This is a genomic window from Eudoraea algarum, from assembly GCF_050589645.1.
Lineage (GTDB): Bacteria > Bacteroidota > Bacteroidia > Flavobacteriales > Flavobacteriaceae > JBNGOQ01.
In genome coordinates this window covers 778,693-795,640 of sequence record NZ_JBNGOQ010000003.1, presented here as the reverse complement: position 1 = coordinate 795,640, position 16,948 = coordinate 778,693, and the positions used below count along the sequence as shown (strand labels likewise).

The window sequence follows — 16,948 nt, the reverse complement described above, 5'->3', positions numbered from 1 at the left end:
AAAACCACCTGGAAGGTGGCTTTTCTTTATGCTTTTAAATACATTAGACTTTGTTTCAATTCTGGCTTATCTGTTGTAAACTGTCTCAGCCAGACTCTGAGTTCCTCGATTTCATGGGGCAATAATCTTGAAATCGCTTTTTTTAATTCTTTACAAAATAATTTGGCATCAAAACTAACTTTCCGGAGCACAGTTTTAGTGTACTCGAGCATAGCTCTAGGCATATTTTTATATTATTTAATTAGATTGTTTCGTATAAAGTTAACAAAAACTGTAAAAATTATTATAGGTGGTTCGTTAAAAATTAAATAATTTCATGTTAATATCCGAAAATAAACCGCATAAATTCATGATATTTTCTTTACGTCCGTTGGGCTATATTTTTGCTTTAATCTTTTTTTCTATCATTATAATAAGCTGTTCTTCAAGTAAATATGCTGGATTAACAAAGAAAATGGACAAAACGCTGGATACCGATCTTTATCAGGGCCACTTTTTGGGTTTTCTACTTTACGATCCTGAAAGTCGGGATACCTTGTACACCATGAACAGTCAAAAGTATTTTACCCCCGCCAGCAATACGAAAATATTTACCCTTTACACGGCCTTAAAGTTATTGCCCAGTTCCATCCCTTCCCTGAAGTATCTCCAACGGAACGATACCCTTTTTGTTGAAGGCACCGGGGATCCGTCCTTGTTGCATCCTTATTTTAGGGATAGTACCGCACTCACCTTTTTAAGGAATTCCGAGAACATTGCTTTCTCCCCCAATAATTTTTACGAGGAAAAATTTGGCCCTGGCTGGGCATGGGAAGATTATCAGTACAACTACTCTCCTGAGCGAACAGCCCTTCCCCTATATGGTAATGTCACCATGATCTACAAACAGGATTCGCTAAGAATCTCTCCAGACTATTTTGCGGACAAGGTAATCCCCGGTTCCAATGGGCAGCATCGGGAACTTGCGGAAAATATTTTTTATTTTAATCCAATACGCCAGGATACCCTGCTTGTACCCTACCTAACCGATCCCTCCTTGACCCAAGAGCTTTTGGAACGCTTGTTGGGCAAAAGGATTACACTTATAGACCAAATGCCCCAAGGGCCCAAAGAAATATTGTACAGCATCCCTTCCGATTCGCTTTATAGGCGGATGATGCACGAAAGTGATAATTTTCTAGCGGAACAGATGTTGCTAATGGCCTCGGTTACGCGTTCCGACTCGCTCAACGGTAAAAAAGTGAGGGAGTATGTCCTTGAGCATTATTTGAGCGACCTGAAACAGGCCCCAAGATGGGTAGACGGTTCAGGGCTTTCACGATACAATCTATTTACACCCGAATCCATGGTTGCCGTACTCGACAAAATGTACCGGGAACTGTCCAGGGAACGATTGTTTACGCTATTTCCCAAATGGACCGCATCTAGCGATACCCCAGTTGAAAATGGGCTTGCCATATATGCCAAATCGGGCAGTTTGAGCAACAACTACTGCCTTAGCGGCTATCTGGTCACCGCCACCGGCAGGCCTTTAATCTTTAGTTTTATGAACAACCATTTCAAGAAACCCACGGCCGAGATAAAGCAGGAAATGGAGTCCCTCTTGCGGCTGATCATCGCTACGCTTTAACTCCGGTCTTATTGCGATCCACATGATCCGAAAACTGTGTCAAAAGCAGTTTTAATTTGGGCGCAATATACGTGGTACAAAAAGGTCTTTCCGGATCGGTATAATAATAATTATGGAATGCTTTCTCGGAGGGGGTGAACTTTTTGAACGGCAGTACATGTGTGACCAATGGTTCTTCAAAGTCCTTTTGTAGTACACCCAATAGGTTTTGGGCCTTTACCGCATCCTTTTCCGTGAAGGTGTATATCGCAGAGCGATATTTATCTCGCATTCGATGTTCCTTTGTACTATTATGGGTATGCAGATGCACTGCTATAAGGGTTTCCAAGGCGATGTGCTCCACATCGTAGTCTACGATTACGGCCTCCGAAAATGTGCTGTTGGACCCGTCGGATGCCACAAAGCCCTGTTGTACCCGGACCACACCCCTCAACGATAGAAAAACCGCTTCCGTACACCAATGACATCCGCCCCCAAAGGCAATTTTTTGAATCCTTTTCATAACCCTTTGGTCGGACCGTCCCTATGAAAATAACGCGTGGATCTCTGCAAACTGCAGCAGCATAATGGTTTTGGCATCCTTGATCTGGCCCAAAGCCATCATCTCCTTGGCCTGTTCAAAAGAATACTCCAAGACCTCAATGTTCTCGCTTTCGTGAAGGGCACCTCCCCCTTCGCCTACCTTCATGCGGTCCTCATATTCCCCGACGAAAAAAAAGAGGATCTCCGTTACCGAGCCCGGGGACATATAAGCTTCAAAAACCTTCTTCACCCGGTCTATTTTATAGCCGGTCTCTTCCTCCACTTCTTTTTTTATGCAATCCTCTGGGTGGTCCCCATCCAGAAGCCCGGCACAGGCCTCTATCATCATTCCGCTGCTATTTCCGTTGACATAGGTGGGCATTCTGAACTGACGGGTCAGTACCACGGTGCCTTTGGTTTTGTTGTATAAAAGAATAACGGCCCCATTACCCCGATCGTAGGCCTCACGCTCCTGGGTCTCCCATTGTCCATCCTCCTTTCGATAGTCGAACGTATACTTGTTCAATGTGTACCAATTATCGGACAACAACTTTTTTTGGATGTTCCTTACCTTATTGTTTTTCACTGTTCTTGGAAGTTTTTATACAAATTATGGACAATAATAGCCATTCGATCGTGAAATAAAGAAAATGTGAGAACCTTAAAGTACCATTGTGCCTGGAAAGCTTCAATTTTTACGGGATCATGGTACCTATTAAACGGTCACCGCCTGGTTCAGATACCTCCGGAACGGGAGCATTTCCTTATAGACCTGAACCACTTTTTCCTTAAAATTCTCCTTATAGACCTCTGCTTCGGAAAAATGATGGATTACTGCAAAGGTTTTTAGGCGCAACAGATCAATGTGGGGGTGGTCATTGGAAAACCCTTTGGGGCTCGTTTTCAATTTTTCATCCTCCATCAATCCACCAAATGTATTCCTAAAGGATGTTTTGGCCAGGATTTTTTTAAACTCCTCCCCGTCGTAGTCCAATGCATCGCGGATGCTCCGCAGGACCTTGGGCTCTGGTCTCCAAAAGCCACCGGCGAGCATGGAGCCCTTGGTGCCAAATTCCAGATAGAAATCCGCACTTCCGGGTGCTTTGTCGAGCGCTGCTCCAAAATGGTCTTTATAAATGGGTTTATGGGGGTGGAACATCAGGTTATTGTTAATCCGATTGATGCCCTTTTTGCCCGTTGTGGGATAATAGCCGTCATCGATAGCCGCCAGGGTGGCATCCATGTCATTGAGCCAATAGATCAAATCGGTCCGGACCTGTTGGTACCTTTTCCGATGTGCATCCATCCACTCCTTGGAATTGTTACGTTCCAATTCCCGTAGGAAATCGTACAAGCGTTTAAAATCCATTAAAAACGGTTATCGCCATCCAACAAATCACCAATACCGCCCAAAATACTTCCTTCACCTTTGTCCTTGCCACCCCCCTTGGGTGCTGCGGCCCATACCCTACCGGCCAATCGACTAAAGGGCAGGGACTGTATATAGACCGTTCCCGGACCCCGCAATGAGGCAAAGAACAGTCCTTCCCCTCCAAAAACGGTGTTTTTAATGCCTCCTACAAACTCTACATCATAATCGATGTCCTTGGTAAAGCCCACAATACATCCAGTATCTACTTTTAAGACCTCTCCCGCCGCCAACTCTTTTTTGGCCATGGTACCTCCGGCGTGCACAAAAGCCATGCCGTCACCTTCCAACTTTTGCATAATAAAGCCTTCTCCACCGAAGAGTCCACGGCCCAGGCGTTTTGAAAATTCGATACCTATGGAGACCCCTTTGGCGGCACATAAAAAGGCATCTTTCTGGCAAATAAATTTTCCTTGCTTCTCAGACAGATCTATAGGCAATATTTTACCGGGATAGGGCGAGGCAAAACTCACCTGTTTCTTTCCCTGGCCCACGTTCAAAAAAGCCGTCATAAACAAACTCTCCCCAGTAAGGAGGCGCTTGCCTGCGGAAAAAAGCTTGCCCAAAACGCCGGTATCCTGATTGGAACCATCGCCAAAAATGGTATCCATCTTAATATCGGTGTCCATCATCATAAAGCTACCGGCTTCGGCCACAACGGCTTCCTGAGGGTCCAATTCTATTTCCACATACTGCATTTCCTCGCCGTAAATGTGGTAGTCTATTTCGTGTGCGTTCATTTTATATCTTTTTATAGTTAACAGTTGTTAGTTGTCCAAGAAGTGATTTTGTTACAAAACTAGTCAAGCCACAGGGTTTTTTCAAGCTTTATGACCCGTTGGCTCTTAAATTCGGCATAAGCGAAGAGGGAATAGGCCATAGCGAAGAGGGTCCATTTGAGAATTCGGAGATTAGTATTGGGAACGTGGTGCTCAAAAGACCCTCACCTTAATCCTCTCCCAGGTGAGAGGAGACGTATCTCTCATAATTCCTAACCCATAACCCAACACCCATGGTTCACAATTGTTTACTGCCCACTGCGACTGCCAACTTTAGCGCACCGCACCACACGCTAAGCCCCTAGTGTAGTACCAACTGTTGCTAACTACTTTTAATAGAAATGGATTCCGTACTAAATGCGGAATGACCGATCAAACGGTGATTTCGGCCTTCGATATTCGTAATTCATCAATTATCAACCGTGAAACGCCCAAAAGCCGTTGCCAATTGTTCATTGCGAAACAATCACCCATAATTCATAATCCAACACCTAACACAGAGAACTGCCAACCGTCAACTGCCTACTGTTCATTGTTCACTGTTCAAGTTCAGATTCAAAGTTCAAGGCTGGTCATTGTTTATTGTTAATTGATAATTGTTCACTGCCCACTGCCCACTGTTCAAGATCAAAGTCACCCTTTAGAACCCATCACCCGTCACCCATCACTCATAATTCATAATCCAACACCTAACACAGAGAACTGCCAACTGCCAACTGCCAACCGTCAACTGCCTACTGTTCATCGTTCACTGCCAACTGTTCAAGTCCAAGTTGTAGGTCGCTCATTGTTCATTGCTTATTGCTTATTGTTCATTGTTCATTGTTTATTATCAACCGTAAGCTTAAGCCTTTAACTTCACCGTCCATTCAAAGTTAAAGGTGGAGACAACCACTCCATCTTTGTTGGTACCTACGGATTTCATCCAAATGGTCTGCCCCTCTCCGGTAGAGATCGTTTCCTTCAGGGCGTTTCCTATAAGGTGCCCGTCCTCACAGGTAAAGGTGATTTTTCCTGTGGCCTTTTTGGAAAAATTGGCTGTATTGTTGGCAACCAACATGGATATTTTCCTGCCGCTTTCCCTAATTTGATTGGTGACCATGGCGCCTGTGCTCAGCTCCGCGGCCATACCCTGCACCGCCCAATACATAGACTTAAAAGGATTTTGATTGATCCAACGGTGGGTGACGGTGACTACCGCCTTTCCGCCGTCCATGTATTTTAGTCGTACGCCGCACCACCATGCGGACGGGAGTTTAACAAAGGAGAACAGGTTTATTTTACGGGGAGTCATAGCCATTTTAATCGTTTATTTTTTCTAAAAGTATTGAAAATTATCGACTTCCAAAATGTTAAATTAAAGTTAAATTTAAGTACTATGTTTTGCATAATACCTTTTTTTAGCCATATATTTGCATTGTAAGTTATTATGTTATTCATATTAATATGCTACAACAAGAAGAAGACAAGCGGATATCGAATTCAAATTAACGAGCCATGACAGAGACCATTTCCAAACACGAACGAAACTTATCGGCCATCATACATGCCTCCACTTTTTCCAAGTATTTTATTCCTTTTGGGAATTTTCTACTACCATTAATTTTGTGGACGGCAAATAAGAAGGAGCATAAATTTGTAGACTACAATGGTAAGCAAGCCTTAAATTTTCAAATAAGCCTGCTGTTGTATTCCCTGGTATTGGGCATCGTTTCCGTTCCATTTTTTCTAGGCTTTTTGCCTGGCTTTCTGGAACACGGACTATTCGATTTTCCCGATTTTGACCCCTTCAATGGAATCAATATCAATTTGGATAGCGATCATTTTAGGTTTAACCATTTTATTTGGCCCCTGGGCATTGCCGGTTTGGCCCAGGCCGCGTTGTTTGTGATCAATGTAGTCTATACCATCTTGGCGACCATACGGACTAACGAAGGAGAGACCTTCAAATACCCCATCACCATTAATTTTATCAAGTAATGTGGATTTTTAAATATATCGTACCCCTTATTATTTATCTGGCCTTAACCGCTACAGGTCTTGCTCAGGTACCCGCAGATTCCGAGCTGTACGCCGCACTTAAGACCAAAGACAGTATCCTATTCGATGCTGCATTTAATCGCTGCGACCCTGAGACCATGGCTTCTCTTTTTACCGAAGATTTTGAGTTTTACCACGATAAGGGCGGAGCTACTTTTGGACGGGATACTTTTCTCGCCTCCACTCGGGAAAATTGTGGCAAGCGCGATCCGAAGGCCCCACAGGCCTCAAAACGGATTTTGTTGCCCAACAGTTTGGCGGTCTATCCGCTGTACAAAAACGGGGAACTTTACGGAGCCATTCAGCACGGGGTACATCGGTTCGAATTTTTGAACGCACAAAACGAATATCAACGCGGGGATACCGCAAAGTTCACCCATCTATGGATCAAGGATAGCAGTGGATGGAAAATTAAAAGGGAGCTCAGTTACGATCATCAAATGCATCAATAAAATAAAAATTTGGTCTTAATCACGCCAAATCAAAAGGGAATTTAATCATCAATCAAATCAAAAAGGATGTTTATTCATCAATCAAAAAACGAACAGTCAAACCATGCTGAAGACCAAATCAAATACCGAAAAAAAGAAGAAGTCTTCTGCGAGTAAACAAAAGCGTAAAGAAATTATGAATATAGAAAACACAAAAGCACAAATGCGCAAAGGGGTTTTGGAGTACTGCATACTTTCCATCCTTAGGGGAGAGGACAAATATGCCTCCGAAATACTGAATTCCCTGAAAGACGCTAAGATGCTTGTGGTAGAGGGTACGATCTATCCCTTACTAACAAGACTTAAAAATGCCGGATTGCTCAACTACCGTTGGGAAGAATCCACCTCAGGTCCCCCGAGAAAATATTACACATTGACCGAGACCGGCAAATTGTTCCTCAAAGAATTAAACATTACATGGGACGAACTAAGACATGCCGTGAACCTGGTAACCAATACTAAAAGCAAGTAACAATGAACAAGACAGTAAATATAAACTTAGCGAATACCATTTTTCACATTGATGAAGAAGCGTACAACAAACTACGCCGCTATTTGGAAGCCATAAAACGTTCCTTTGCCGGTACACCTGGCAGTGATGAGATCCTCTCCGATATTGAGGCTCGGATTTCCGAACTGTTCTATGAAAAAATGGAAAATGACCGACAGGTCATTACCCAAAAGGAAGTAGATGAAGTAGTGGCTATTATGGGGCAGCCCGAAGATTACATGATCGACGAGGACATCTTTGAAGATGAACCCAAACCCAAAGCCAAGGCTAGCGGAAGGGTCAAAAAACTGTACCGGGATATCGATAGCAAATATATTGGCGGTGTTTGTTCCGGTCTAGAACACTATTTGGGCCTAGATGCCCTCTGGATCCGCCTCATCTTTATTTTCTTGGCCGTGTTTACCGGTTTTGGTTTCATCGCCTACATCCTATTGTGGATCTTGGTGCCCGAGGCCGCTACCACCTCCCAGAAGTTGGATATGACCGGGGAAGCCGTGAACATAAGCAATATAGAGCGTAAAGTAAAGGAAGGCTTTGATGATGTCGCCGACAAGGTGAAGAATGTGGACTATGGGGAAATGGGCAAAAAAGTGAAAAGCAGCGGAAGAACCTTTTTTGATACCATAGGAGATATCATCATGTTTCTTTTTAAAGTGGCCGGAAAATTCATCGGCATCCTTCTGATCATCATAGGTGCTGCTACCTTGATCGGACTCTTCGTAGGTCTATTCACCGTAGGTATCCTGGATATTGTACACATCCCTGGCGTGGATTTCTACGATATGGTAAATTCTACGGAAGCACCGGTCTGGCTGGTGTCCCTTTTGACCTTCTTAGCCATAGGAATCCCCTTTTTCTTCCTGCTTTATCTGGGCTTGAAAATATTGGTCACCAACCTTAAATCGATTGGGAACATCGCCAAATTCTCTCTACTTGGGCTTTGGTTGATCGCCCTCATAGGCATCATCATACTAGGTGTAAAACAAGCTTCGGCCCATGCCTATACCGGAAGTATTTCAGAAAGGCAAGAGTTGCATTTTGATACTGTAGTGGATACGATGGAAATCAAAATGCGCTCTAACGAGCTTTATGAAATTCAGGACAACATAGGCATCAACGGTATGGCCGTGACCTATAACGAGGCCGGTGACCGACTGTTGATCTCCGACGATATCCTTTTTGATATAAAAAAAGCGGAGGATTCCGTGGCTAGCGTCAAGATCAGGAAAGATGCCAACGGCAGCTCCTTCAACGAAGCCCGGGAAAGGGCCGGAAACATACAATACGGCTTTGCCTTGGCCGGCAACGCGATTGTCATGGATGATTTTATCACCACGGATATTGCCAACAAAGTGCGCGACCAAGAGGTCAGGGCCACCCTGTACATTCCCGAGGGCCAAGTAATCAAATTTGATACTGGGGTAAAGGGCCATATTGGCCGAAGCACTAAAAATGACCAAAACCTCTACCGAAGCCGTATCACAGATTATATATGGGTGATGGGAAAAGATGGCGAGTTAAAGTGCCAGGACTGTCCTGAGGGTCTGAGGGGGGACGATTCGGATTCCGGAAGGGGCCGTATTATCATTAACGAGGATGGTGTAGACATCAACCTGAACGACGAGCAAGACTCCTTTGAAATGAAGATTGACGAGGATGGGGTTAAAATAAAGGCCAAAGAAAATAACTAAAAACTACAGTTCATCTGAGCCATTCAACGGTTCGGTAACATAAACTGAATAAAAACAAATAGAACAAAGAACTTTAATCAATCTTAAAAACAACAATCATGACAACACTAGCACGAATTACAATCGCATTTTTACTGGCACTGATCTTATCTTCCTGTGCCTTTGATATCAACTTTGGGGAAGGTAAAAAAGGAAACGGGGTCGTTGCCCAAGAGACCCGCGAAGTAACCGAGGAATTCACCGTGGTTTCCGCCTCCGAAGGTTTGGATGTATACGTAACCCAGGCCAAGGAATTTAGTATAGAGGTAGAGGCAGATGAAAACATCATAGAACTTATCGGAACCGATATCAAAAACGGAAAGCTTCGTATCCATGCCATAGAAAATATTGGCCGGGCCACAAAAAACATCTATGTATCGCTTCCCGAGGTGACCGCTTTGGAAAGCTCAAGCGGGGCAGACCTTATCGTAAAAAATATGATCGAGACCGAAAAAATCAACTTGGACGCCAGCAGTGGTTCCGATCTTGAGGTAACACTTAGTGCCGATATCGTAAATGCCGATGCGAGTAGCGGGGCCGACATAAAACTGTCCGGGCAGACCAACATATTCATGGCCGACGCCAGCAGTGGTTCGGATATCAAGGCCAGGGAATTACTGGCCAAAGAATGTGACGCCAACGCCAGCAGCGGGGCAGATATCACGGTAAACGTCTCCAAATCATTGACCGCCGATGCCAGTAGCGGTGCCGACATTTCATACACTGGGGATGCCACGGTGCAAAAAAGAAAATCTGCTTCGGGCAGCGTACATAAATACTAATAGCAGCGACCAAAAACCACTAGGTGCAGCCGCTCCTATACACTACTGGGAACCCGTCAACTTATTGACGGGTTCCCTTTTTTATGATTAAAATTTCGATCGATAATTTCCAAAAACCGGAAAAAATGGCAAAATTTGAATCATAGGGCCTTTACCCGGTACCAGTGTAAGGAAGCTGCGACCCTGAAGACCAAATAAATGAAACAAAACACCACCATGAAAAATATACGACTTCCCCTTCTTGTTTTGGCGGTTGCGCTAGCGACTGCCTGCAGTTCAGATAATCCCAATAGTCTTGGCAACCTGGCAGATCCTGTGGACATCCCTACCAGTGTTGTCTCCGTTGTGCTTAACGAAGTAGAATATCTGGGAGACAGAGTGGAAATCTTTAACGAGGGTACCACGGTAGTGGACCTCAGTGGTTATTTTTTATGCCTGGGTCCCGGTACCTACAGTCAGATAGGCACCTTGACCGTGCGTGGCGACCTAAATATCCAACCCGGCCAATACGTTGTGGTGACCTATGACATGGCGACCGATGCCGGCGGATTGGGACTGTACTTTAACGATTCGGATTTTTCGGACGCCACCACCATGGCCGACTTTGTGCAATGGGGCGCTACCGGCAGTCCTAGGGAAGGGGTAGCGATCGAAGCGGGTCTGTGGCCTGTGGGCGACTTTGTGCCTGTATCCGGGGATAGTGACAATAGCCTTGTTTATGACGGCGAAGGTGAGACCGCAGGGGACTGGAGCGAGTCCACTACCACGACTTTTGGCCAGGAGAATGTTCCCACGGCCCCACAATAATCCATCGCGCGTGAGCACCTATCATTTTGAATTCTGTTTTTTTACAAATAGGGTTGGTTTATCTATCTTCGTGGAAAGAAAACCGCAATGCATATTGGGCTCAAAAAATACGTCCTCCCTCTAAAGCATACCTTTAGAATTTCCCGTGAATCCTACGATTACCAGGATTCCTTGATCGTGAGTCTAAGCCTAAACGGAAAAACCGGGTATGGTGAGGCCACGGCCAATCCATACTATCAAATGTCGGTGGAACGTATGGTAGGGGAAATAGAATCCATTAGTACTGAAATAGCGGCTTTTGACTTTACCTGTCCCGAGACCTTTCACAGTTTTCTCGTGGAAAAAAAACTCAGTAATTTTTCCATATGTGCCCTGGATTTGGCCGCACATGATCTCTACGGAAAATTGCAAGGGAAGCCCCTGTACCAATTGTGGAATACGGAGATGGACCGCTATCCGATCTCCAATTACACCATTGGTATAGATACCATGGACCAAATGGTGGCCAAAATGAAGGAAACGCCATGGCCTATTTATAAAATAAAACTGGGCACCTCCCATGATGTAGCCATTGTGCGGGAGCTTAGGAAGCATACCGATGCCATTTTCCGAATAGACGCCAATTGTGCCTGGACGGTTCAAGAGACCATTGCCAATGCGCCCTTGTTGCTGGATTTAGGGGTCGAATTTTTGGAGCAGCCCCTTAAGGCCGATGACTGGGAAGGCATGGAGCAACTAATGCATCAAAGTGTATTGCCCATTATCGCGGACGAAAGCTGTATTGTAGAGGCCGACGTGGAAAAATGCGGGCTTCACTTTCATGGAATCAATATTAAACTTACCAAATGCGGTGGCCTCACCCCTGCACTTCGCATGATCAAAAAAGGCCGAAGTCTAGGGCTAAAGATCATGGTGGGCTGTATGACCGAATCTACCGTGGGCATCTCGGCAATTGGTCAGCTGCTGCCCCAATTGGATTATGTGGATATGGATGGGGCCCTTCTGCTAAGGGAAGATATCGCCCATGGGGTTCAATTGATGGAAAACGGAAAGGTACGCTTTCCAGAACAACCCGGTAGTGGTATAACACTGAGGTAATGGCCGATTATATAGATGCTTTTCCAGGACGCAAGATCAGCCTTAACAACAGGCCCTATTTGTATTTTGGGGGTACTTCCTATCTAGGACTGCAAACGGATACCACCTTCCAGAATATCCTGATTAGGAACATTCAAAAGTACGGTACCAATTACGGGGCATCCCGGCAGTCCAACATCCGTTTTTCAATCTACGAAAAAGCCGAATCTTACTTGGCCAAGCTGGTTCAAAGCGAAGCCTGCCTTACGCTGTCCTCGGGTTATTTAGCGGGCCAATTTATATGTCACCATTTCAACACCAAGGAATATGCCTTCTTTTATGCCCCCAATGCGCATTCTGCACTGTACCAATCCAAAATTAGGCCCTATACCACCTTTACCGCATTGAACATCGCGGTACGTGAACATTTGACTTCCTCCAAGCGGAGCATTCCGGTGGTCTTATTGGATTCCATTGATTTTTCTGGCTGTAACTATCCTAATTTTGAGGGACTGCGCTCACTTCCCTTAGAGGATATTGTTCTGGTCGTGGACGATTCCCACGGCATTGGTGTTGTTGGAACGGACGGTGGTGGTGTTTACCCTGTTCTTTCAGGTTTAAACGCCAAGGAACTCATGGTTTGCTGCTCCTTAGGGAAAGGCTTTGGAATTCAGGCAGGTGCTGTATTTGGTTCCGGGAAAAGAATTTCAAAACTTAGGGATACTGCCTTCTTTGGAGGTGCCAGTCCGCCTTCCCCGGCAAGCATGGCCAGCCTCGTGGAAGGCCACTCCCTTTATCCAAAAAAAAGGAAGCTGCTAGAGGCGCATATACACCTGTTTCTTGAAACCTTGGAAAATAGCGCCCAATTCAACCATATGACGCAGCATCCTGCCTTTAGTTATTCCAATAAGAAGCTTACACGACATTTGGAGGAAAACTATATTGTGGCCACAAGTTTCAACTATCCGGAACAGGATGCCTCCACAATGCATCGATTGGTACTGAGTGCCGCCCACACCAAAAAAGATGTTGAATATTTGGTCAAAGTTGTGAATTCTTATCACTCTTTATAAAAATTGTGAATATTCTTTTATTATCCTTAATGATGTAGCCATATCATTATGTATTTAACAAAAAAAGTCGTAACTTTTAAGGATTAATAACACTAAAAACATACGGCCATGAAAAAATTGATTGGATTGGTTTTTTTGATGTTCATCCTAATTTCTGCCGCTGAATTTACATCTTCAAAACCTCAAACTGAACATACTATCGAGGGCACCTGGGAACTTGTTAATCGCTTTAACTACGATGGCCTAAACGTTACGGATACGATACCAAATACGAATGGTTATAGACAGATAAAAATGTTTCACAAAGGGAAAGTGATGTGGACGCGTTACTCACCCGATGATCCCACGGAGTGGTTCGGTTATGGTCGATATAGGACTACATTGGACAAACTTGAGGAAAGCCTTGAATATGGGTCTGATGCGATGATGAAGGTGATAGATACCACCGTGGTTTTTGAATTTGAACTTCATCTGGACGAGAATACCTACAGTCAGATTACATTGGATGAACAAGGAAACAAGACTTTTGCCGAAAATTACAAACGGATACGATAAATAGACCAATCGATCACACCAAAAAAACCCTGATGGCAGACCATCAGGGTTTTTTGTTCCTTTATCATAAATGTAATATGCCACCCGTGTTTAGGCCACTTGCTCAGGGGTCTCAACCGTAGCGAGATATCTTTCCGCATCCAAAGCTGCCATACACCCGGTACCAGCAGCAGTAACCGCTTGCCTGTATTCCTTGTCCTGTACATCGCCGCTGGCAAAAACGCCGGGCTTGCTAGTTTTCGTGGATTTTCCCTCGGTAATCAAATACCCCGTATCATCCATTTCCAATTGCCCTTTGAAAATATCCGTATTGGGCTTATGACCAATGGCAACAAAAAACCCGGTAATAGGAATCTCCTCTTTTTCACCGGTCTGGTTGTTCACCATCCTTAAACCTTCAACCACTTGATCACCCAATATCTCATCAACTTCGGTATTGAATCGAATATCTATATTGGCCAAATTTTCAACACGATGCTGCATGGCTTTTGACGCCCGCATATGATCTTTACGTATCAACATGGTCACCTTATTACAAATATTTGCCAAATAGGACGCCTCCTCTGCCGCGGTATCACCTCCGCCCACAATGGCCACATCCTGTCCTTTATAGAAGAAACCATCACATACCGCACATGCCGAAACGCCGCCGCCGCGTAAGCGTTGTTCACTTGGAATATTTAGGTATTTGGCCGTAGCTCCCGTAGAAATTATAACGGTTTCGGCCTCTATCACCTTGTCATTGTCTATCGTCACCTTGTGAATGCCCCCCACTTGATCGGAAAATTCCACGGCCGTAGCCATCCCGATCCGCACTTCGGTCCCAAAACGCTCGGCCTGCTGTTGCAGCTGTACCATCATGGTAGGGCCGTCAATGCCTTCCGGATATCCGGGAAAATTATCGACCTCCGTAGTGGTGGTCAATTGTCCCCCCGGTTCCATTCCGGTATACATAACGGGCTTTAAATCTGCCCTTGCAGCGTAAATGGCAGCCGTATAACCTGCGGGACCCGAACCTATAATCAATGTTTTCAATCGTTCTACCTTGTCTGACATATCAAAATCTTCGCTAAAATTTATAGTACAAAAGTAGCTTTTTTGCTAAAAACCTTACTTTCAAAGTTATCAAAAGTTATTATGGGCGGTCATAAAAATCTATCATGCACACTGGTGGTCCGTAATGGCTTGGGCAGGCATTTTCTATTCCCCGCCGGTTTGAAGCATCTCTACGCTTAGCACCGTCCTAAATCCCAAATGTTCCAAGGAAGAATCCAAACTGGAACCCATGCGTGCCGATATCCTATAACTACCACAATAGGAAGCATTGCAGAGGAAAGAACCACCCTTGATCACTTTCTCCTTGGCATAGGGGTTATTGGGGTTGAACGAAATTATGGCACCCGGTGGGTTCACCACTGTCCGTTTTTGGGAATGGAGTTCGCCATAGTATTTTGCATTGTACCAATCGCTGGTCCATTCCCAGACATTTCCGGCCATATCGTAAAGTCCAAAGCCATTGGAGGGATACGATCTTACAGGGGATCTTAGCTCATAGCCGTCCCCTGTGGTATTGCTTACCGGGAACTCGCCCTCCCAAGTATTTGCATTTTGAGCCAATTGGGCACCCTCATCACCCCAAAAATATATGGTCCCTGCCTTGTTCCCCCGTGCGGCATATTCCCACTCCGCTTCCGTGGGCAGTCGTCTCCCTGCCCAAGTGCAATACGCTTGGGCATCTTCAAAGGCGATATGTACCACCGGATGTGTCTCCTTTCCTTCAATGTTGCTGTTGGGTCCATTGGGATTCCGCCAATTGGATCCAACGGTCCATTGCCACCATTGCGAAAAGTCATAGAGATTGGGGAGCTTGCTTTTGGCCTTTTTAAAGTTCAGGGAACCTGGTTGTAGTACGGAATCATGTGGTTTTTCTGTATCTGCCGGCAATTGTTTTCGAAGTTCTTCCCAATCCACACTTCGCTCGGCAACGGTAACATAGCCCGTGGCCGCCACGAATTTTTCGAATTGGGCGTTGGTGACCGCTGTAAGGTCCATAAAAAACCCATCAACCGCCACTGGATGTGAGGGTTTCTCATGACCCATGGCCATTTGATCATGGTCTACGGCCCCTTGCATAAACTGCCCTCCTGGAACCCACACCATGCCCTGGGGTGTTTTAAGATCTTCGGGGATATCCCTAAGGATCCGTATATCTACTTCCTGTGATGCTTCGGCCCCTTCGTCCACCTTACTGTCCTTCTTCCTGGATTCACCGCAATGCCACTGTAAAACTACCATGAGAAGGCAACAGCAATATTTGCCAAGCGTTTCAATTGGTCTTCCCTGAGCGTACTTTACCCGATCGATCATAAATCCAAATAGGTTTTTCATGATGCTAATTTACACATTCACGGCATTCCGAACACCCTATTCCCGGTCTGCACTATAGCTTTTTAATATTTCGTTCCAGGAAGGTTCTTGTATTTTGGTGAGTAATAATTTATTGATTTCATCGAATTGTGGATGTGTCTTGGGCATCATAAAACTCCGATATTGTCTGTTAAAGTTCAAGGGAAGTAATTCTGTTTTGTTTTCCAGCTGATAGCTGCGTATCAAATAATCCAGGGAAATATGGTTGTGCAACAATACATTTATGTCTTTTCTGGCCAGCGCCCTTAGACCTTGTAGCGGGGTCCTATAAGTTTCATAGGGATTGATCTCATTCCGAATCAAAAAATCGGCGCCGTCAGAAGCTCCTACGACCCCTATGCGTTCTACCGTTTTTAGGTCTTCCAAACCTTTTATGTTGGCTTCAAGGGAGTTGACCGTTAAAGTTGAGGCAATGGTGGCGGTAAAGCTCGATATGATAATTACGGCAGTAAACATCCATATGATGGCAATCGCTTTGCCTCCATTGGTCTTGGGCGCCTTATCCCCGTAGCCCACGGTTGTCATCGTGACTGCCGCCCACCAAAGGCCATCGAACAATCCAAGGATTCCGGGCCTGAACTGATATTTGTTCTGTCTTCGTTCTACAAGCCAGAGGATGGTCCCGAAGGTGAGCAGGATAAGCAGCAATAGGAGAACCACCTTAAGGAAATCCTTGGAGAAAAAGTTACTGATAAAAATTTGAAACTGACCTTGACTAGATGTGGTCACGGCAACCCCGATGCTAGAGATATAAAAGGGTTGACTCACTTGAAACTTTTCGATACGTCGGGAACTATTGGTCAAGGGATTAATGGAAAGGTCAAGTTCATTATAGTCCAAAGCCCTAATGATTCCAATAGCGTCGCTGTATTCCACAAATTGGGTATGCACTCCCAGCTCTTCCGAAATATGTTGCCACAGGTCTATTGAAAGCCCTTTGTAGTGGTTATTGGCATCCTTTATGACAAAAGGCGGATCCTCATGAATCCCAACGAGGAGCGTATCTATCAAGGAATTGGCCGTAGCTTGCATGCCAAAAAAGAGAAGGCCAACAAGCATCAAAATTCTAATAAGAGGGAGGTCGTTCATAGTTGC

19 protein-coding genes are annotated in these 16,948 nt (G+C 44.9%); 10 read left to right on the top strand and 9 right to left on the bottom strand.

Going from position 1 to position 16,948, the window contains the following annotated elements:
* Nucleotides 1-26: 26 nt before the first annotated feature.
* Entirely contained in the window at nucleotides 27-224 is a 198-nt protein-coding gene (locus tag ACRD67_RS14320) for a hypothetical protein (protein ID WP_430967892.1), read from the bottom strand.
* A gap of 230 nt (nucleotides 225-454) precedes the next feature.
* On the opposite strand from ACRD67_RS14320, the gene ACRD67_RS14315 reads away from it, so the two are divergent.
* Entirely contained in the window at nucleotides 455-1,630 is a 1,176-nt protein-coding gene (locus ACRD67_RS14315) for a D-alanyl-D-alanine carboxypeptidase (protein WP_430967891.1), read from the top strand.
* On the opposite strand, the gene ACRD67_RS14310 is transcribed toward ACRD67_RS14315, so the two are convergent.
* From ACRD67_RS14310 to ACRD67_RS14290, 5 genes are all read right to left on the bottom strand, one after another.
* A complete protein-coding gene (locus ACRD67_RS14310) occupies nucleotides 1,620-2,132 on the bottom strand; it encodes a peptide-methionine (S)-S-oxide reductase (RefSeq protein ID WP_430967890.1) in 513 nt (170 codons plus the stop codon). The two genes, ACRD67_RS14315 and ACRD67_RS14310, sit on opposite strands and share 11 nt — an antisense overlap.
* A 21-nt stretch (nucleotides 2,133-2,153) precedes the next feature.
* Nucleotides 2,154-2,738: a GDP-mannose pyrophosphatase NudK gene (gene nudK / locus ACRD67_RS14305; RefSeq protein ID WP_430967889.1), complete on the bottom strand. Its 585-nt coding sequence runs from the start codon at nucleotides 2,736-2,738 to the stop codon at nucleotides 2,154-2,156.
* Between the two features lie 129 nt (nucleotides 2,739-2,867).
* Complete coding sequence (locus tag ACRD67_RS14300; RefSeq protein WP_430967888.1) at nucleotides 2,868-3,521, bottom strand: DUF2461 domain-containing protein; 654 nt, start codon at nucleotides 3,519-3,521, stop codon at nucleotides 2,868-2,870.
* On the bottom strand, nucleotides 3,521-4,321 hold the full coding sequence (locus tag ACRD67_RS14295) for a TIGR00266 family protein (protein ID WP_430967887.1): 801 nt from the start codon (nucleotides 4,319-4,321) through the stop codon (nucleotides 3,521-3,523). Before ACRD67_RS14295 ends, ACRD67_RS14300 begins: the two co-directional genes overlap by 1 nt.
* An 883-nt stretch (nucleotides 4,322-5,204) precedes the next feature.
* Nucleotides 5,205-5,660, bottom strand: coding sequence for a DUF4442 domain-containing protein (locus ACRD67_RS14290; RefSeq protein ID WP_430967886.1), 456 nt, complete (start codon nucleotides 5,658-5,660; stop codon nucleotides 5,205-5,207).
* A 197-nt stretch (nucleotides 5,661-5,857) separates the two neighbouring features.
* Between ACRD67_RS14290 and ACRD67_RS14285 the strand changes: the two genes are divergently transcribed.
* From ACRD67_RS14285 to ACRD67_RS14245, 9 genes are all read left to right on the top strand, one after another.
* Entirely contained in the window at nucleotides 5,858-6,340 is a 483-nt protein-coding gene (locus ACRD67_RS14285; protein WP_430967885.1) for a DUF4870 domain-containing protein, read from the top strand.
* Nucleotides 6,340-6,852 carry a nuclear transport factor 2 family protein gene (locus ACRD67_RS14280; protein ID WP_430967884.1) on the top strand — a complete coding sequence of 171 codons (513 nt, stop codon included), beginning with the start codon at nucleotides 6,340-6,342 and terminating at the stop codon, nucleotides 6,850-6,852. Before ACRD67_RS14285 ends, ACRD67_RS14280 begins: the two co-directional genes overlap by 1 nt.
* 175 nt (nucleotides 6,853-7,027) lie before the next feature.
* Complete coding sequence (locus ACRD67_RS14275) at nucleotides 7,028-7,363, top strand: PadR family transcriptional regulator (protein ID WP_430967883.1); 336 nt, start codon at nucleotides 7,028-7,030, stop codon at nucleotides 7,361-7,363.
* A gap of 2 nt (nucleotides 7,364-7,365) precedes the next feature.
* On the top strand, nucleotides 7,366-9,093 hold the full coding sequence (locus tag ACRD67_RS14270) for a PspC domain-containing protein (protein ID WP_430967882.1): 1,728 nt from the start codon (nucleotides 7,366-7,368) through the stop codon (nucleotides 9,091-9,093).
* A gap of 98 nt (nucleotides 9,094-9,191) precedes the next feature.
* On the top strand, nucleotides 9,192-9,914 hold the full coding sequence (locus ACRD67_RS14265; RefSeq protein WP_430967881.1) for a head GIN domain-containing protein: 723 nt from the start codon (nucleotides 9,192-9,194) through the stop codon (nucleotides 9,912-9,914).
* A gap of 216 nt (nucleotides 9,915-10,130) precedes the next feature.
* A complete protein-coding gene (locus ACRD67_RS14260) occupies nucleotides 10,131-10,721 on the top strand; it encodes a lamin tail domain-containing protein (RefSeq protein WP_430967880.1) in 591 nt (196 codons plus the stop codon).
* An 87-nt stretch (nucleotides 10,722-10,808) separates the two neighbouring features.
* Entirely contained in the window at nucleotides 10,809-11,819 is a 1,011-nt protein-coding gene (locus ACRD67_RS14255) for a dipeptide epimerase (RefSeq protein WP_430967879.1), read from the top strand.
* Nucleotides 11,819-12,871, top strand: a complete 1,053-nt coding sequence (locus ACRD67_RS14250) for a pyridoxal phosphate-dependent aminotransferase family protein (RefSeq protein ID WP_430967878.1) — start codon at nucleotides 11,819-11,821, stop codon at nucleotides 12,869-12,871. Before ACRD67_RS14255 ends, ACRD67_RS14250 begins: the two co-directional genes overlap by 1 nt.
* 108 nt (nucleotides 12,872-12,979) lie before the next feature.
* A complete protein-coding gene (locus ACRD67_RS14245) occupies nucleotides 12,980-13,426 on the top strand; it encodes a hypothetical protein (RefSeq protein ID WP_430967877.1) in 447 nt (148 codons plus the stop codon).
* Nucleotides 13,427-13,516: 90 nt separating this feature from the next.
* Here the strand turns inward: ACRD67_RS14245 and trxB are convergent, their stop codons facing one another.
* The 3 genes from trxB to ACRD67_RS14230 all read right to left on the bottom strand — a co-directional run bounded on the left by trxB (nucleotide 13,517) and on the right by ACRD67_RS14230 (nucleotide 16,942).
* Nucleotides 13,517-14,482 carry a thioredoxin-disulfide reductase gene (gene trxB, locus ACRD67_RS14240; protein WP_430967876.1) on the bottom strand — a complete coding sequence of 322 codons (966 nt, stop codon included), beginning with the start codon at nucleotides 14,480-14,482 and terminating at the stop codon, nucleotides 13,517-13,519.
* Between the two features lie 144 nt (nucleotides 14,483-14,626).
* Nucleotides 14,627-15,814, bottom strand: a complete 1,188-nt coding sequence (locus ACRD67_RS14235; RefSeq protein ID WP_430967875.1) for a formylglycine-generating enzyme family protein — start codon at nucleotides 15,812-15,814, stop codon at nucleotides 14,627-14,629.
* Between the two features lie 36 nt (nucleotides 15,815-15,850).
* A complete protein-coding gene (locus tag ACRD67_RS14230; RefSeq protein WP_430967874.1) occupies nucleotides 15,851-16,942 on the bottom strand; it encodes a transporter substrate-binding domain-containing protein in 1,092 nt (363 codons plus the stop codon).
* Between the last annotated feature and the right edge of the window lie 6 nt (nucleotides 16,943-16,948).

What these genes read in the sequence shown, in the direction of transcription:
- ACRD67_RS14270 (WP_430967882.1), top strand. Translation starts at nt 7,366, where the DNA reads ATGAACAAGACAGTAAATATAAACTTAGCGAATACCATTTTTCACATT.
- ACRD67_RS14275 (WP_430967883.1), top strand. Translation starts at nt 7,028, where the DNA reads ATGAATATAGAAAACACAAAAGCACAAATGCGCAAAGGGGTTTTGGAG.
- ACRD67_RS14260 (WP_430967880.1), top strand. Translation starts at nt 10,131, where the DNA reads ATGAAAAATATACGACTTCCCCTTCTTGTTTTGGCGGTTGCGCTAGCG.
- ACRD67_RS14265 (WP_430967881.1), top strand. Translation starts at nt 9,192, where the DNA reads ATGACAACACTAGCACGAATTACAATCGCATTTTTACTGGCACTGATC.
- ACRD67_RS14310 (WP_430967890.1), bottom strand. Translation starts at nt 2,132, where the DNA reads ATGAAAAGGATTCAAAAAATTGCCTTTGGGGGCGGATGTCATTGGTGT.
- ACRD67_RS14230 (WP_430967874.1), bottom strand. Translation starts at nt 16,942, where the DNA reads ATGAACGACCTCCCTCTTATTAGAATTTTGATGCTTGTTGGCCTTCTC.
- ACRD67_RS14255 (WP_430967879.1), top strand. Translation starts at nt 10,809, where the DNA reads ATGCATATTGGGCTCAAAAAATACGTCCTCCCTCTAAAGCATACCTTT.
- ACRD67_RS14290 (WP_430967886.1), bottom strand. Translation starts at nt 5,660, where the DNA reads ATGGCTATGACTCCCCGTAAAATAAACCTGTTCTCCTTTGTTAAACTC.
- ACRD67_RS14295 (WP_430967887.1), bottom strand. Translation starts at nt 4,321, where the DNA reads ATGAACGCACACGAAATAGACTACCACATTTACGGCGAGGAAATGCAG.
- ACRD67_RS14245 (WP_430967877.1), top strand. Translation starts at nt 12,980, where the DNA reads ATGAAAAAATTGATTGGATTGGTTTTTTTGATGTTCATCCTAATTTCT.
- ACRD67_RS14320 (WP_430967892.1), bottom strand. Translation starts at nt 224, where the DNA reads ATGCCTAGAGCTATGCTCGAGTACACTAAAACTGTGCTCCGGAAAGTT.
- ACRD67_RS14235 (WP_430967875.1), bottom strand. Translation starts at nt 15,814, where the DNA reads ATGAAAAACCTATTTGGATTTATGATCGATCGGGTAAAGTACGCTCAG.
- ACRD67_RS14280 (WP_430967884.1), top strand. Translation starts at nt 6,340, where the DNA reads ATGTGGATTTTTAAATATATCGTACCCCTTATTATTTATCTGGCCTTA.
- ACRD67_RS14300 (WP_430967888.1), bottom strand. Translation starts at nt 3,521, where the DNA reads ATGGATTTTAAACGCTTGTACGATTTCCTACGGGAATTGGAACGTAAC.
- trxB (WP_430967876.1), bottom strand. Translation starts at nt 14,482, where the DNA reads ATGTCAGACAAGGTAGAACGATTGAAAACATTGATTATAGGTTCGGGT.
- ACRD67_RS14250 (WP_430967878.1), top strand. Translation starts at nt 11,819, where the DNA reads ATGGCCGATTATATAGATGCTTTTCCAGGACGCAAGATCAGCCTTAAC.
- ACRD67_RS14315 (WP_430967891.1), top strand. Translation starts at nt 455, where the DNA reads ATGGACAAAACGCTGGATACCGATCTTTATCAGGGCCACTTTTTGGGT.
- ACRD67_RS14285 (WP_430967885.1), top strand. Translation starts at nt 5,858, where the DNA reads ATGACAGAGACCATTTCCAAACACGAACGAAACTTATCGGCCATCATA.